Consider the following 13,488-nt stretch of genomic DNA (forward strand, 5'->3'; position numbering starts at 1 on the left):
GCCGCGTCGGCGATGTCTCGATCTGGTCACGAACACCGTGTGACGTTTTCGCTCCCGACGGGATGCATCGTTGCATGCAAGCAGTAGGATCGCTTCGCGTGAGCGACACCACCTCCGAGGGATCCGCATCATCCCGGGCCTACGAGCACGTCAGGCGCGCGATCATCCGCGGCGAGCTGCCCGGCGGCACGGCGATCAGCGAGAACGCGCTCTGCCGGGAGATCGGCGTCTCGCGGACACCGGTGCACGAGGCCTTCCTCCGTCTCGCCGCCGAGGAGCTCATCGTGCTCGGCGCCCGCAGGGGCGCCGTGGTCCGCCCGATGTCCCCCAACGAGGCAGCCGACGTGCTGGAGATGCGGGAGGCGATCGAGTCGACCGCGGCGACCCGTGTCGTCACCGACGGCCGCGTGCCGGACCTGGCCCCGGGCCTCCAGGCCGTGCTGCTCGAGCAGGAGTCCGCGGTCGCCGACGGGGACGTCGACCGCTTCGTCGAGAGCGACGCGGCCTTCCACGGAGCCGTGATCGCGGCGTCGCGGAACGCGATCGCCGTGCTGTTCGCGCGCACCCTGCGCGACCGGCAGCAGCGGTTGCGCCACCAGCTCATGCGGCTGCGACCGGAGCAGCTGCAGGCCTCGCTCGACGACCACCGGGCACTCGCGGCCGCGCTCGAGGCCGGCGACGCCGCCCGGTACGCCGCGGTCCTCCGTGCACACGTGGCGTCCCACCGGGGCGCCCTGTGAGCGGCGCGACCGGCAGCGTCCCGACCACGGGGGCCGTCCCGGCGGCGGCGCGTCGGGTCGCACCCTGGACGATGGTCTGGGGCGCCGTCTTCGTGTGCTCGTGGGGCGGCAACCAGTTCTCGCCGCTGCTGCTCATGTACGAGGAGCGCGCGCACTACTCGTCCCTGCTCGTCAACGTCTTCCTCGGCGTCTACGTGCTCGGGCTCGCACCGGCCCTGCTCGTCGCCGGGTCGCTGTCGGACCGGCACGGACGGAAGCCCCTGATGCTCGTCGGCATCGCGGCGGCGGTCGTCGGGAGCGGGCTGCTCGCCCTCGGACCGCTCGGGCCCGGGTTCCTCGCCGCCGGGCGGCTGTTCTCCGGCGCGACCGTCGGCATCGCGATGGCGGTCGGCAACAGCTGGGTGAAGGAGCTGTCCCAGGGCCGGTACGACCCGGCGGCCGACGAGGGCTCCGGGGCGCGCCGTGCCTCCCTGGCGTTCACGCTCGGGTCCGGGATCGGCGCCCTCGTGGCGGGCGGCATCGCGCAGTGGGGCCCGGTGCCCGAGGTCCTGCCGTTCATCGTGCACGTCTGCGTCGCGGCACCCCTCGCGATCGTCGTGTGGCGGGCGCCGGAGACCGCATCGGACGGTGGCCTCGCCGGTCCCTGGTGGCGACAGCTCGCGGTCCCCAGCGCCGGGCACCGCCGGTTCACCCGGGTCGTCGTCGTCGCCGCGCCGTGGATCTTCGGCTCGGCCGCGATCGGGTACGGGTACCTGCCGACCCGGCTCGCGGGAGCCACCGGACCGTGGGGTCTGGTGTTCGCCACCGCCGCCACCGTCGTCGCCCTCGGGGTGTCGAGCGCCGTGCAGCCGCTGGCGAAGCGGGTGCACTCGGTGACCTCCGCGCGGGGCCTCGTCACCGCGGTCGCCGTGGTGACCGTGGGGATCGCCGTGGTGCTCGTGGCGATCGAGCTGCAGTCCGTCTGGATCGGCCTCGCGGCGAACGTCGTGATCGGTGTCGGCATGGGCACCGCGCTCGTGTCGTCGCTGCTCGAGGTGCAGCGCATCGCGGGGACCCGGGACCTGGCCGGGCTGACCGGAGCGTTCTACGCGGTGGCGTACAGCGGGTTCCTGGCGCCCGCGGTCATCGCGGCGATCGCGGGCGGGGCCGGGGTGCCGGTGTCGATCATCCTGGCGGTGGTCGTCGGGCTCGGCGCGGTGTCGTGGGTGGCGTTGCTCGTGTCGTCACGGCGGTACGTGCCGGAGGACTGACGCCGGCGGCCCGTGCCGGGGCTGACGCCGGCTCCCCGTGCCGGGGCTGATGCCGGCGACTCGTGCCGGCAGCTGACGCCGGCGCCGGCCGCCGGTCTACTGCTCGCGGAACCAGCCGGGGCCGCGCACCTCGGCGCCGAGCGCCTGGACGCGCGTCCGGAGCTCCCGGTCCGCCGTCACGACGACCACGGGGCCGTCCCCGGAGCCGAGTGCTGCACGAGCCGCCGCGACGATCGCGTCGTCACCGGACCCCTCGGCCCGGACGACCTCGACCCCCGACGTGTCCGCCGCGTCCCGTGCCCCGCCCTCGAGCACCACGGTCCAGCGCGGCCACCACCGGGCGAAGGGCAGCGCGAGCTCCCCCGACGCCACACCCCGCTCGGCGAGCGCCGCCACGGACGCCAGCAGCCGCTCAGCGGCCCCCGCCCGGTCCCTCCACCAGCCGTCCGGCACGCTGCCGACGACGTTCGCCGCGTCGACCACAACGTGCGGCGTGGTCGTCATCGCGGCCCGGAGCGCGGGCCACGATGCGCCGAAGCCCGGGTGGAGCGGCAGGCCGTCCACCTCGGCGGCCGGCACCCAGGACAGCGCCAGGCTCTCACGGTCGGCGATGACCGGCTCGAAGGGCCGGCGGGCCCGCCCGACCACCGTCGTGTACGTCCAGAACCCGAGGTCGAGCACGGCGGCGTGCCGGAGGTCGATGCCGTCCTCGGGCACGCCCGCTTCCTCGGCGGACTCGCGGAGCGCGGCCGACACGGCGTCCTCGCCCTGGTGCCGCGCCCCGCCGGGGATGCCCCACGTCCCGCCGTGGTGGCTCCACTCGACGCGGTGCTGCAGCAGCACCCGCCCGGCACCGTCGTCGACGAGCAGTCCGGCCGCGCCGAAGCGGCCCCAGGCCTTCGTGCCGTCCGGCCCGACCGCCCAGGCGTCACCGGGGTCGCGGGGACCGGGCGGGGGTCCGGGAGGGGTCGCAGCAGGCACCCGTCAACCCTGGCACACGGCGCCTGCGTCGGGGCCGGAGCGGTCGCGGGACGTCGTGTACGGTTGCGTCCGAGACACGGGGTGCCGCACCGAGCGGCTGAGATCACACCCGTCGAACCTGCTCGAGCTCGTACTCGCGAAGGGATCGTCCATGCACACTGCTGCGCCCGTACCCGGACACACCGGTGACCCGTCCCCGGACTGGGCCGACCGCACCGCCGCACTGCTCGAGGGGGTGCGCGCCCGCGGTCCCCTCGTCCAGTGCATCACGAACACCGTCGTGCAGAACGTCACGGCGAACGTCCTCCTCGCGCTCGGGGCCTCTGCCGCGATGGTCGACGTCACCACCGAGGCCGGTCCGTTCGCCCGTGTCGCGGACGCCCTGCTCGTGAACACGGGGACACCGCACCCGGAACCGCGTGCCGCCTCGCTCGAGGCCGCGTCGGCCGCGGTCGACGCGGGCACCCCCTGGGTCCTCGACCCGGTCGCCGTCGGCTCGTTGCCGGTCCGCACGGCCCTCGCCCGCGACCTGCTCGCGCTCCGGCCGACCGTGCTCCGCGGCAACGCCTCGGAGGTCCTCGCCCTGCTCGGCGCCTCCGACGGTGGGCGCGGGGTCGACAGCACCGCCGGCACCGAGGACGCGCGGGAGACCGCGGTGCGGGCCTCGGACAGGAGGCTCGTGGGCGCCGTCGCCGTGTCCGGTCCCGTCGACCTGGTGGTCGCGCCCGACAGCGGCGTGGTCCGGGTCGCGAACGGCACCGAGCTGCTGACGCGCATCACCGGTGGCGGCTGCGCGCTCGGGGCCGTGGTCGCGGCCTTCACGGCGGTGTGCCCGGACGACCCGGGCGCAGCGGCCGTCGGTGCGACGGCGGTCCACACCATCGCGGCCGAGCTCGCCGCCCGCGACGCCGGCGGCCCGGGGACGTTCCAGCCGCTCTTCCTCGACCGGCTCGCATCCCTCACCCCCGAGGACGTCGTCCGGGAGGCGCGGATCACGACCGGGTCGACGGCGGACCTGGCATGAGCGCCACGACGGGGCTCGGCGTCTACCTGGTCACCGACGGGGTGCTCGCCGACCGGCACGGCAGGGGCGTGCTCGGGGTCGTCCGCGCCGCGGTCGACGCGGGCGTCCGGCTCGTGCAGGTGCGCGACAAGGAGTCGTCCGCCCGTGACCTCCTCGCACTGACCGCCGCGGTCGCCGACGCCGTGGGCGACCGCGCGACGGTGGTGGTCGACGACCGGCTCGACGTGGCCCTCGTCGCCAGGCGCGACGGGCACCGGGTCGCCGGCGTCCACCTCGGGCAGTCCGACCTGCCCGTCGAGGCGGCCCGGTCGCTCCTCGGACCGGACGCCCACGTGGGCCTCACCGCGAACACCCCGGAGCACCTCGACGTCGTCGCCGGGCTCCCCCGCGGCACCGTCGACCTGCTCGGCGTCGGGGTCGTCCACCCGACGACGACGAAGGCCGACCACCCGCCGGCCCTCGGGTACGACGGGTTCGCCCGGATCGCCGGCCTCGCCCGGTCGGTCGACGTGCCGTGCGTCGCCATCGGCGGGGTCGGGCTCGACGACGTCGCCCCGCTGCGCGCGGCCGGCGCCGCCGGGGTCGCCGTCGTCTCGGGCATCTGCGCGGCGGCGGACCCCCACGGCGCAGCCACCGCCTACGTCGATGCCTGGGACGCCCGGTGACCGGGGGCACCCCCCGCGTGCTCAGCATCGCGGGCACGGACCCGACGGGCGGCGCGGGTCTGCAGGCGGACCTCAAGTCGATCGCGGCCCACGACGGGTACGGCATGGGCGTCGTGACGGCGCTGGTCGCGCAGAACACCCACGGCGTGCGGTCGGTGCACGTCCCCGACGTCGCGTTCCTCCGCGAGCAGCTCGACGCGGTGTCGGACGACGTCGTCGTCGACGCGGTGAAGACCGGCATGCTCGGCACGGTCGAGGTCGTCCGCACGGTCACGGCCTGGCTCCGTGCGCACCGGCCGCCCGTGGTCGTCGTCGACCCGGTGATGGTCGCCACGAGCGGGGACCGTCTGCTCGACGGCGCCGCTGCTGCGGCGATGGGCGACCTGCTCGCGCTCGCCGACCTCGTGACGCCGAACCGGGCGGAGCTCGCCGAGCTGGCCGCGCTCGCCGGTGGGACGCCGTCGACGACGGTCGGTGCCGCGCAGTGCGTCGCGCGTCGCTGGGACGTCCTGGTCCTGGCCAAGGGCGGGCACGACGACGGGCCGACCTCGGACGACGTGCTCGTCGGACCGGAGGGTGTGCTGCGGACCTTCAGCGCGCCGCGGGTCGCCACGACGAACACGCACGGGACGGGCTGCTCGCTGTCGAGCGCGATCGCGACGCTGGCCGCCCGCGACGGCGACTGGGAGCTCGCCGTCGCGGGGGCGAAGACGTGGCTGACCGCCGCGCTCGAGGGCGCGGACGCGCTGCAGGTCGGGACGGGCAACGGACCGGTCGACCACGGCGCAGCGGTGCGTGCCGCGCTCCCCCCGGTGTCGTGGACGGACCGCTGGTGGGCCGACGTGCGGGAGACCCTCGACGCGACGATCGCGTGCGACTTCCTCGTCGGCCTCCGTGACGGCACGCTCGACGAGGACGTCTTCGCCGGCTACCTCGCCCAGGACGTCCACTACCTGCGGGCGTACGAGCAGCACCTGGCCCGGCTCGCGGAGGGGTCGACCGGCGACGACGCCGCGTTCTGGTCCGCCGCCGCCCAGGGCTGTGCGGACGAGGCCCGCGACCTGCACCACCGCCGGCTCGCCGGTTCGCACGCCGACGACCCGGTGCACCCGACGTGCGCCGGGTACCTCGCGCACCTGCAGGACGCCGCCGACAGCGGGTCGCCCGGGGTCCTCGCCGCCGCGGTGCTGCCGTGCTTCCGCGTGTACGCCTGGGTCGGCACGCAACTCGGTCACGCCCCCGAGGGGCACCCGTTCGCGGACTGGGTAGGCGCGTACGGCGACCCTACCTTCGCTGCGGCGAGCGCCGAGGCGACCGCGCGTGTCGAGGAACTCGCGGCGGCTGCCGGACCGGCGGAGCGTGGCCGGATGGCCCGTGCGCACCGACGGTCGACCGCGTGGGAGCTCGCGTTCTTCCGCATGCCGCTCGACGCCGAGGCACCGGCCGGGCGGCGGGACCCGTCGCCGGTCTGAGCGACGTCGCTGCCGGACGGTCGCGACGCGGGACGGACGGGAGGCGCGGCGCACGCCCGCACCGCGCCTCCCGTCCGCCACCGGTCGTGCACCCGTCGGCCGCCGACGGGACGTGCCGGGGTCGCACCCGTCGCGCGGGTCCCGTCAGCGCGCCGCCGGCGGCAGACGGACGAGCTCGACCGACAGGTCCCGCCGGTCGACGGTGCCGCGCATCCACGTGAAGTCCGGCTGTCGGCGGCGGTCCGTCGGCGATCCCGGGTTGAGCAGCCGCATGCCGGAGGGCGCGACGGAGTCCCACGGGATGTGCGAGTGCCCGAAGACCAGCACGTCGGTGTCCGGGTGTGCCGCGTCCATGCGTCGCTCCCGGCCCGTGGCGGCGCCGGTCTCGTGCACGAGCGCGAAGCGCAGGTCCTCGACGGTGAAGCGGGCGACGAGCGGGAGCCGGTCGTCGAACGCGGGTCCGTCGTTGTTGCCGCGCACGCCCTCGAACCGGCGCGACCGCCCCTGGACGGCGTCGAGCGTGGCCACGTCCACCCAGTCACCGGCGTGCACGACGAGGTCCGCCGCCTCGACGTCGGCCCAGAGCCCGGCGGGCAGGTCCTTCGCGCGCTTCGGCAGGTGGGTGTCGGAGAGCAGGACGAACGAGGTCGTCACGGCGCGGTGTGCCCCGGCATCGGCAGGCCGGCCTCGTCCGCTGCGCCGAGGCGTTCGAGCAGCCCGGCCAGGAGCGCGACGTCGTCGTCGGACCAGTCGGCGAGCCGTTCCTCGAGGGCGGCGCGGTGCAGACGCACGGAGCGTTCCAGGGCGGCGCGGCCCTCGTCCGTGGCCTCGAGCGGCTTGGCGTTGCCCGCACCGCCGTCGGTCGTGCGGACCAGCCCCGCGGCGAGGAGCCCGGACAGCTGCCGCGAGATCGTCGACCGGTTGAGGCGCAGGTACCGGGCGATGTCGATGGCCATGCAGCCCGGGTGCTGCACGACGAAGTCCACGAGTGACTGGTCGACCACGCTGAGCACGAGATCGTCGCCGCGCGCCCGGATGCTCGCCCGCCTCGTGATGCGGGCGAGTTCGGTGTAGGCGCGGCCGATGTCGCTGTTGCGGACGTCCGAGCTCGGGCTGCTCATCGCGGTCTCCAGCCTGTCACTGCGAGCGCCGGGGACTCGGCGCTGGTGGGTGCAGCCACCATACCGGCGGGCACGAGCTGCTCCCGCTCAATACCTGGCCGCCGCGGGCGGCAGCGCCGGCGAGCGGGACGTGGAGCACGTGGCGGCCTGCTCGGCCTGGCCGTCGGACCGGAGCAGGGGGGTGGTCGTGGGCACGGTGTCTCCCGGGCGGTCGGGCCCGGCGGCGACGCTGCCGCCGGACGGAGGGGGTCTCAGTCCGCGGCGCCGCGGCTGAGCAGGTCGGCCTTCTCCGGGTGCTCGTCGAACCACTTGCCGACGAACCAGCACATCGGGACGATGCGCTTGGTGGTCCGGGCCTCCACGTCGGCGACGGCGTGCTCGACGAGCGCCGCCGCGTAACCGTGGCCGCGGTGCGCCGGCACGGTGTACGTGTGCGGGAACGACACGGCGTCGGTCCCGTCCCGGTAGTCGAGCACGCTCACGAGCTCGCCGTCGACGTACATCGCGTAGCGGTCGCGGTCGGTCTCGTCGCGGAACTCGTGGGCCATGCCGCCATCATGCACCCGCGGGGAATGCGCCGTCCGCAACCGCGTTGGACGCACCCATGACCACCATCGGCATCATCGGAGCAGGCAACATCGGATCCCAGCTCGCACGCCTCGCGGTGCGGCACGGCCACGACGTCGTGATCGCCAACTCGCGCGGTCCCGAGACGCTGCGGGGGCTCGTCGACGAGCTCGGCGAGCACGCCCGCGCGGCGACCCGCGACGAGGCTGCGGCCGCCGGCGACATCGTCGTCGTCACGACCCCGCTCGCCGCGATCGAGACCATCCCCGTCGAACCCCTCGTCGGCAAGGTCGTCATCGACACGAACAACTACTACCCCCAGCGCGACGGCCACATCACGGCCCTCGACGAGGAGACCACCACCACGGCCGAGCTCCTGCAGGACCACCTGCGGGGCGCTCGTGTGGTGAAGGCGTTCAACCACATCGCCGCACCGGCGCTCACGGACGAGGCGACACCGGCCGGTACGCCCGGCCGCCGCGCGCTCGTGGTGGCCGGCGACGACGCCGAGGCGAAGCGCGTCGTGGCCGACCTGATCGACGCGTTCGGCTTCGACGTGGTCGACGCGGGCCCGCTCGCGGAGGGCTGGCGCATCCAGCGTGACACCCCCGGCTACGTCACGCGGTACACCGCCGACGAGCTCCGCACCAAGCTCGCCGAGGCGAAGCGCTACCGCGACATGTAGTCCCCGCGCCACGCGCGACCCCGGAACTGGGGCTGCGCGTCGGTGCATGCGCAGGGATAGAACTGACGATGGATCAGTAGACCGAGGGAGCACGAGTGGCGTCGCACCGCATGCCGGACCGGGACCGGCCGCGTCGAGCAGTTCCCGCATGGGTGGTCGCACCTCCGGAGGACGCCGCCACCGGCCTGGAGGCCCGTCCCGGCCCCGCCCCGCAGGTGCCCGCCGTGGAGACGGTCACGCAGGCCGGTGCGCCCGCGCCGGCCGCCGAGGTCGCCTCCGGCGCCACGGCGGCGTTCGCCCCTGCCGGTCCGCTCCCCGACGGCGACGTGCTCGTGCCCGACTACCCGCCGCAGGAGCACCTGCTCCCGCCGGCCCCGACCTCGCCGACCGTGCAGGTGCCCCCGTTCGACACGGCCCCCCTGCCGGTGTCGCCCACCGACGCCGCAGTCGACGGCACGCTCCGGTCCGTGCAGGAGCGCCCGCGGGTCCCGCTCGCGCCGCCGTCCGACCCGGCGCACCCCGCGGCGGCGCAGCCGACACCGGTGCAACCGACACCGGTGCAGTCGGCATCCCTGCAGCCCGTGCCCGTGCAGTCGGCACCGGCCCGGCCCGCCGCGCCGGTCGTGCCCGTGGTGGGGCAGCCCCGCTTCTCGGTCCCCGGGCTCGAGCACGTCCTGGTCGAGGGAACGGAACCCGAGCCGTCCGGTCCGATCGGCTACCGCACGCCGGCACGCTTCGCACGGCAGCAGGCACCGCGCCCGACGGTCGTCGAGCCCGGGCCGACGCCGTTCGACGCCGTCATCGCTCCCCCCACCTCGGTGACCCCACCGGCCTCGACGACGGTCTTCCCGACCGCGCACACCGCACCGGTGGGCCGCGAGCAGGCGCCGGCGGTCGGGGACCGTGCCGCCAGGACCGGTGTCGCGACCCCGGCACCGGTCGCGGACCGTCCCGAGGCAGCGGTGGGCGGTCCCGACGGGGGCGAGCCGGGCCTCCAGGCCGAGCGCCGGGCACGCCGCGACCGCAGCCGCAGCCGCACCGCGATCGGCGCCACACCGGCCGCCGTCCTCGGGGCGGTCACCGGGGTGGCAGCGCTCGGACTCGCCGCCTGGTGGTTCACCGCGCCCGCGACGGTGCACGCGACCGGCCTGGTGCTCGGCGTACTGGCGCTCGTGCTGTCCGGCACGGCGCTGCGGCACCCCGCCGCGACCTGGCAGCGACCGGCGGGGCTCCTCGGGGCGGTGCTCGGCGGTGTCGGCACCCTCGTGCTGCTCTGGGCGGTCGCCTCGGCGGTGCTGCCGCTCGCCGGTGTGACGCCGCCCGACCTCACGGGCACGGGAGTCACGCCGACGCTGGCTCCGTAGGCGGGTCGTCAGACCGCGCGGACGACCCCCCGTGACAGGATCGCGCTCGTCAGGGCATCGATGGGTTCCCGCTGCACCGTCGGGTTGGCGATGAGCACGTAGTCCACTGCGGGCAGGTCCGGCAGGGACAGGCGCTGGGACACCTTCACGAGGTCGGCCGGGATGAGCGAGTGCGGGAAGACCGCGACCCCGATCCCGGCACGGACCGCAGCGAGCACCCCGTTGACGTCACGTGTGTTGCAGGTGATCCGCCACGTGCGGCCGACGGACTCGAGCGCGTCGATCGCCATCTGCCGACTGATGCTCGGGGCCTGGTAGGCGATGAGCGGGACGGGCTCGCCCGCCTCGAGCGCGATGCCGTCCTGCGCCATCCACACCATCTGGTCGGTCGCCACCCGGGTGCCCTCGGCGGACTCCCCCGCGGCCTGCTTGATGAACACGAGGTCGAGCTGTCCCGCGTGCACGCGACGCAGCAGCGGAGCGGACTGGTTCACCGTGAGCTCGAGGTTCACCTGCGGGTGCAGCCGCCGGAAGTCGCGGAGGATGCGCGGCAGCTGCGTGATCGCGAGGTCGTCCGCCGCGCCGAACCGGAGTCGTCCCCGCGTCGCCGCCCCGGAGAAGTAGGCGTCGGCAGTGGCGTGTGCCGCGAGGATCGAGCGTGCGAAGCCGGCCATCGCGTCGCCGTTGTCGGTGAGGGCGACGCCCCGGGTGTCGCGGGCGACGAGGGTGCGCGCCACGGCGGTCTCCAGACGCCGCACGTGCTGCGACACCGTCGGCTGGCTGACGCCGAGCCGCTGCCCCGCGAGCGTGAAGCTGCCGGTCTCGGCGACCGCCAGGAACGTCCGGAGCAACACGGGGTCGAGCACGGCCACCTCATTCGACATCGCAATGGAGTGATAGCCACCATAGGGGTCTCGAATGGCGCCGCGCCACGTAGTTTCAGATGGGTACCGTTCCCACCAGCGACGAACCGGAGCCCCGCCACCGTGCGTGCGTCATCGACGACCCTCCCTCCGCCCACCGAACCGCTGCCGATCCAGGCCGAACGTCCGCCGTGGCGGCACACCCTGATCGCCCTCTCCGTGCCGAACTTCCGGCTGTTCACGGCCACGAACCTCGTCGCGATGACCGCCGGGTGGATGCAGCGGATCGCGCAGGACTGGCTCGTGCTGCAGCTCACGGGCTCGGTGGCGCAGGTGGGCATCACCGTCGCGTGCCAGTTCGCGCCGATGCTGCTGTTCGGGCTCTGGGGCGGGGTGCTCGTCGACCGGTTCTCGAAGCGTGCGCTCATGATGCTCACGCAGGGCGCCTTCGCGGTGCTCTCCGCGCTGCTCGCGGTCCTCACCCTGACCGGCGTGGTCGAGGCGTGGCACATCTGGGTGATCGCGTTCCTGGTCGGCATGGTCACCGTGATCGACAACCCGGCGCGCCAGGTCTTCGTCACCGAGATCGTCGGCCACCAGCACCTGCGGAACGCCATCAGCGTCAACTCCAGCGTGTTCCAGCTCGGCGGGATGATCGGCCCGGCGTTGTCCGGTGCGCTGCTCGTCGCCGTCGGGGCGGGCTGGTCGTTCGGCGTGAACGCGATCGCCTGCGTCGCCGTCGTGGTGACGCTCGGGTTCCTCCGTACCTCGGACCTGCACCGGACCCCGCCGGCCCCGCGTGCCAAGGGCCAGCTCGTCGAGGGGCTCCGCTACGCCGTCCGGAAGCCGACGATCCTGGTGCCGGTCGTCCTCATGGCGTTCTTCTCGGTCTTCGCCCTGACGATGCCGGTGCTGTTGTCGGCCTTCGCGTCCGAGGTGTACGACGTCGGCGCGGGCGGGTACGGCGTGTTCAACTCCGCCGTCGCGGTCGGGGCCCTCGCCGGGGCGCTCCTCTCGACGCGTCGGGCGGTGGTGCGGCTGCGCACGATCGTCGGCGGGGTGTTCTGGACGGGCGTGCTGCTCGTCGTGAGCGGGTCGATCCCGGTCATCGCGCCGTTCACCGCCGCGCTCGTCGCCGTCGGGATGTCCCAGCTGCTGTTCATGACGGCGTCGAACTCGCTCGTGCAGCTGTCGTCGAACGTCGCGATCCGGGGCCGGGTGATGTCGCTCTACGTGCTCGTGCTGCTCGGTGGCCAGGCACTCGGCGGCCCGCTCATGGGCCAGGTCGTCGACCACTTCGGTGCGCACGTCGGCATGATCGTCGCGGGCGGCGTCCCCGCTGTGGCCGCTGCGGTCGTGGCGGTCGTGCTCGCGCGGCGCGGCGGACTGCACCTGGCGATGCGGATGCGGCACCACGTGCCGGTCCCCGCGATCGTCGACCACCGCTAGCGCCCGGCGCGGCGCTGGGCACGCAGAACACCGGTTCTTCCCGAACGCACCCCGTCCTGCGGGTGTTCGACCGGGAAGAACCGGTGTTCGCGCAGCGGAACGACCGCGGCGGAGACGTCGTGCGGAGCGGAGACCGCGGTCGGGTCAGTACGCGACGCCGAAGCGGGCGCGGTGGTGCGCCGGACGCTCGACCTCGTCGACGAAGGCGATCGCGTAGTCCTCGCCCGAGATGTCCGAGTTGCCCTCGGCGTCGGTGAGCAGCAGGTCGTCCGTCGTCCGGTAGGTGCCCTTCCGCTCGCCCGGGTTGTAGCCGCCGAAGGCCGCTGCCGGGCTCACGTAGAACCAGTCGACGTCACCGGCGTACGCCCCGGAGCGCAGACGGTCGAGGATCTCGCCGTGGCTCTTCGCCTCGCCCTTGAACGCGTCGGGGAACTCGGCGGTGTCGTACAGCGCCGGGCCGCCCTCGGCGACGAGCAGCGAGCCCGCACCGCCGACGATGCCGAGCCTGGCACCCGCTGCCGCCGCGGCGTCGACGAAGTGCTGGAACCGGTCCTTGAGCTCGCTGCCGTCCGCCTGGACCGCGTGCAGCGAGACGACGACGACGTCGGTGCCCTTCGTGACGTCCGACACGAACGACTCGTCGAAGGCGTCGCCCTGGGCGAGGGTCAGGCCCTCGGCGGCGTCGAGCTTGGAGGTGTCGCGGGCGACGGCGGTGACGGCGATGCCGCGGGACAGGGCCTCGCGGACGATGGCGGAGCCGGCGTACCCGGTGCCGCCGAAGACGACGATGCTGGTCATGGGAGTCCTTTCGTGACTGGTGCCACTCACCGTACTAGCGTTACTCTCTTCCGGTAAGTAGGCACCTTCCAGTGCGTAACGGAGGTCACGATGTCAGCGCTCGAGTACAGCCCCTACGCGTCGGACTGCCCATCCCGGCAGTTGCTCGACCGGATCGGCGACCGGTGGAGCGTCCTGACGATCGGCTCGCTCGTCGACGGCCCGCAGCGCTACTCCGTGATCGTGAACCGCGTGCAGGGCGTGTCGCAGAAGATGCTCACGCAGACACTCCGGGCGCTCGAGCGCGACGGTCTCGTCACGAGGACGGTGTTCCCCGAGATCCCGCCGCACGTCGAGTACGAGCTGACCGACCGGGGGCGTTCCCTGCGTGCCGTGCTCGAGCCGCTCGAGGACTGGGCGACCTCGCACATGGCGGACGTGCAGGACTCGCGCGACGCCTACGACGCCCGCTGACGACAGCGGCGCAGCTCCGCGCCGCCGCGACGCGCGCGGGTGCCGGCCGGTGGCAG

Annotated in this window: 15 protein-coding genes and 1 riboswitch; of the genes, 9 read left to right on the forward strand and 6 right to left on the reverse strand. The window is 74.5% G+C overall.

The genetic code is table 11. From position 1 onward, the window contains the following. Window positions 1–98 precede the first annotated feature (98 nt). Complete coding sequence (locus DEJ23_RS09875; protein ID WP_220034210.1) at window positions 99–740, forward strand: GntR family transcriptional regulator; 642 nt, start codon at window positions 99–101, stop codon at window positions 738–740. After that, window positions 737–1,990 (forward strand): MFS transporter, encoded by a 1,254-nt coding sequence (locus tag DEJ23_RS09880; protein WP_220034211.1) that lies wholly within the window; start codon window positions 737–739, stop codon window positions 1,988–1,990. The genes DEJ23_RS09875 and DEJ23_RS09880 overlap by 4 nt, the downstream gene beginning before the upstream one ends. 96 nt (window positions 1,991–2,086) lie before the next feature. Here the strand turns inward: DEJ23_RS09880 and DEJ23_RS09885 are convergent, their stop codons facing one another. Continuing rightward, entirely contained in the window at window positions 2,087–2,971 is an 885-nt protein-coding gene (locus DEJ23_RS09885; RefSeq protein WP_111240099.1) for an NUDIX domain-containing protein, read from the reverse strand. Between the two features lie 67 nt (window positions 2,972–3,038). After that, window positions 3,039–3,134, forward strand: a riboswitch (TPP riboswitch). Here DEJ23_RS09885 and thiM point away from each other — a divergent pair. From thiM to DEJ23_RS09900, 3 genes are all read left to right on the forward strand, one after another. Further along, window positions 3,123–3,995 carry a hydroxyethylthiazole kinase gene (thiM, locus tag DEJ23_RS09890; RefSeq protein ID WP_111240167.1) on the forward strand — a complete coding sequence of 291 codons (873 nt, stop codon included), beginning with the start codon at window positions 3,123–3,125 and terminating at the stop codon, window positions 3,993–3,995. It overlaps the preceding riboswitch by 12 nt. Continuing rightward, complete coding sequence (gene thiE / locus DEJ23_RS09895) at window positions 3,992–4,660, forward strand: thiamine phosphate synthase (protein ID WP_111240100.1); 669 nt, start codon at window positions 3,992–3,994, stop codon at window positions 4,658–4,660. Before thiM ends, thiE begins: the two co-directional genes overlap by 4 nt. Continuing rightward, the gene (locus DEJ23_RS09900; protein WP_111240101.1) at window positions 4,657–6,132 is read left to right on the forward strand and encodes a bifunctional hydroxymethylpyrimidine kinase/phosphomethylpyrimidine kinase; all 1,476 of its coding nucleotides are present in this window, start codon (window positions 4,657–4,659) and stop codon (window positions 6,130–6,132) included. Before thiE ends, DEJ23_RS09900 begins: the two co-directional genes overlap by 4 nt. 144 nt (window positions 6,133–6,276) lie before the next feature. Here the strand turns inward: DEJ23_RS09900 and DEJ23_RS09905 are convergent, their stop codons facing one another. From DEJ23_RS09905 to DEJ23_RS09915, 3 genes are all read right to left on the reverse strand, one after another. Beyond that, window positions 6,277–6,786 (reverse strand): metallophosphoesterase, encoded by a 510-nt coding sequence (locus DEJ23_RS09905; protein WP_111240102.1) that lies wholly within the window; start codon window positions 6,784–6,786, stop codon window positions 6,277–6,279. After that, a complete protein-coding gene (locus DEJ23_RS09910; protein ID WP_111240103.1) occupies window positions 6,783–7,253 on the reverse strand; it encodes a MarR family winged helix-turn-helix transcriptional regulator in 471 nt (156 codons plus the stop codon). Before DEJ23_RS09910 ends, DEJ23_RS09905 begins: the two co-directional genes overlap by 4 nt. A 251-nt stretch (window positions 7,254–7,504) precedes the next feature. Next, window positions 7,505–7,801, reverse strand: coding sequence for a GNAT family N-acetyltransferase (locus tag DEJ23_RS09915; RefSeq protein WP_111240104.1), 297 nt, complete (start codon window positions 7,799–7,801; stop codon window positions 7,505–7,507). A gap of 56 nt (window positions 7,802–7,857) precedes the next feature. Here DEJ23_RS09915 and DEJ23_RS09920 point away from each other — a divergent pair, with 56 nt between their 5' ends. Further along, window positions 7,858–8,505: an NADPH-dependent F420 reductase gene (locus tag DEJ23_RS09920; RefSeq protein ID WP_111240105.1), complete on the forward strand. Its 648-nt coding sequence runs from the start codon at window positions 7,858–7,860 to the stop codon at window positions 8,503–8,505. Between the two features lie 152 nt (window positions 8,506–8,657). Then, window positions 8,658–9,869: a hypothetical protein gene (locus tag DEJ23_RS09925; protein WP_111240106.1), complete on the forward strand. Its 1,212-nt coding sequence runs from the start codon at window positions 8,658–8,660 to the stop codon at window positions 9,867–9,869. Window positions 9,870–9,877: 8 nt separating this feature from the next. Here the strand turns inward: DEJ23_RS09925 and DEJ23_RS09930 are convergent, their stop codons facing one another. Then, window positions 9,878–10,735 (reverse strand): LysR substrate-binding domain-containing protein, encoded by an 858-nt coding sequence (locus DEJ23_RS09930; protein ID WP_111240168.1) that lies wholly within the window; start codon window positions 10,733–10,735, stop codon window positions 9,878–9,880. A 120-nt stretch (window positions 10,736–10,855) separates the two neighbouring features. Here DEJ23_RS09930 and DEJ23_RS09935 point away from each other — a divergent pair, with 120 nt between their 5' ends. Then, complete coding sequence (locus tag DEJ23_RS09935) at window positions 10,856–12,181, forward strand: MFS transporter (protein ID WP_181429209.1); 1,326 nt, start codon at window positions 10,856–10,858, stop codon at window positions 12,179–12,181. Window positions 12,182–12,325: 144 nt separating this feature from the next. Here DEJ23_RS09935 and DEJ23_RS09940 read toward each other — a convergent pair whose 3' ends face one another. Further along, a complete protein-coding gene (locus tag DEJ23_RS09940; protein WP_111240107.1) occupies window positions 12,326–12,979 on the reverse strand; it encodes an NAD(P)-dependent oxidoreductase in 654 nt (217 codons plus the stop codon). A 90-nt stretch (window positions 12,980–13,069) separates the two neighbouring features. Here DEJ23_RS09940 and DEJ23_RS09945 point away from each other — a divergent pair, with 90 nt between their 5' ends. Beyond that, window positions 13,070–13,432, forward strand: a complete 363-nt coding sequence (locus DEJ23_RS09945; protein ID WP_111240108.1) for a helix-turn-helix domain-containing protein — start codon at window positions 13,070–13,072, stop codon at window positions 13,430–13,432. Window positions 13,433–13,488: the final 56 nt, after the last annotated feature.

Source organism: Curtobacterium sp. MCSS17_008 (assembly GCF_003234185.1).
In the GTDB taxonomy this organism is placed as follows: domain Bacteria; phylum Actinomycetota; class Actinomycetes; order Actinomycetales; family Microbacteriaceae; genus Curtobacterium.

Coding starts and splice junctions, on each gene's coding strand:
- DEJ23_RS09940 (WP_111240107.1), bottom strand. CDS start 12,979: ATGACCAGCATCGTCGTCTTCGGCGGCACCGGGTACGCCGGCTCCGCC.
- thiE (WP_111240100.1), top strand. CDS start 3,992: ATGAGCGCCACGACGGGGCTCGGCGTCTACCTGGTCACCGACGGGGTG.
- DEJ23_RS09920 (WP_111240105.1), top strand. CDS start 7,858: ATGACCACCATCGGCATCATCGGAGCAGGCAACATCGGATCCCAGCTC.
- thiM (WP_111240167.1), top strand. CDS start 3,123: ATGCACACTGCTGCGCCCGTACCCGGACACACCGGTGACCCGTCCCCG.
- DEJ23_RS09910 (WP_111240103.1), bottom strand. CDS start 7,253: ATGAGCAGCCCGAGCTCGGACGTCCGCAACAGCGACATCGGCCGCGCC.
- DEJ23_RS09915 (WP_111240104.1), bottom strand. CDS start 7,801: ATGGCCCACGAGTTCCGCGACGAGACCGACCGCGACCGCTACGCGATG.
- DEJ23_RS09945 (WP_111240108.1), top strand. CDS start 13,070: ATGTCAGCGCTCGAGTACAGCCCCTACGCGTCGGACTGCCCATCCCGG.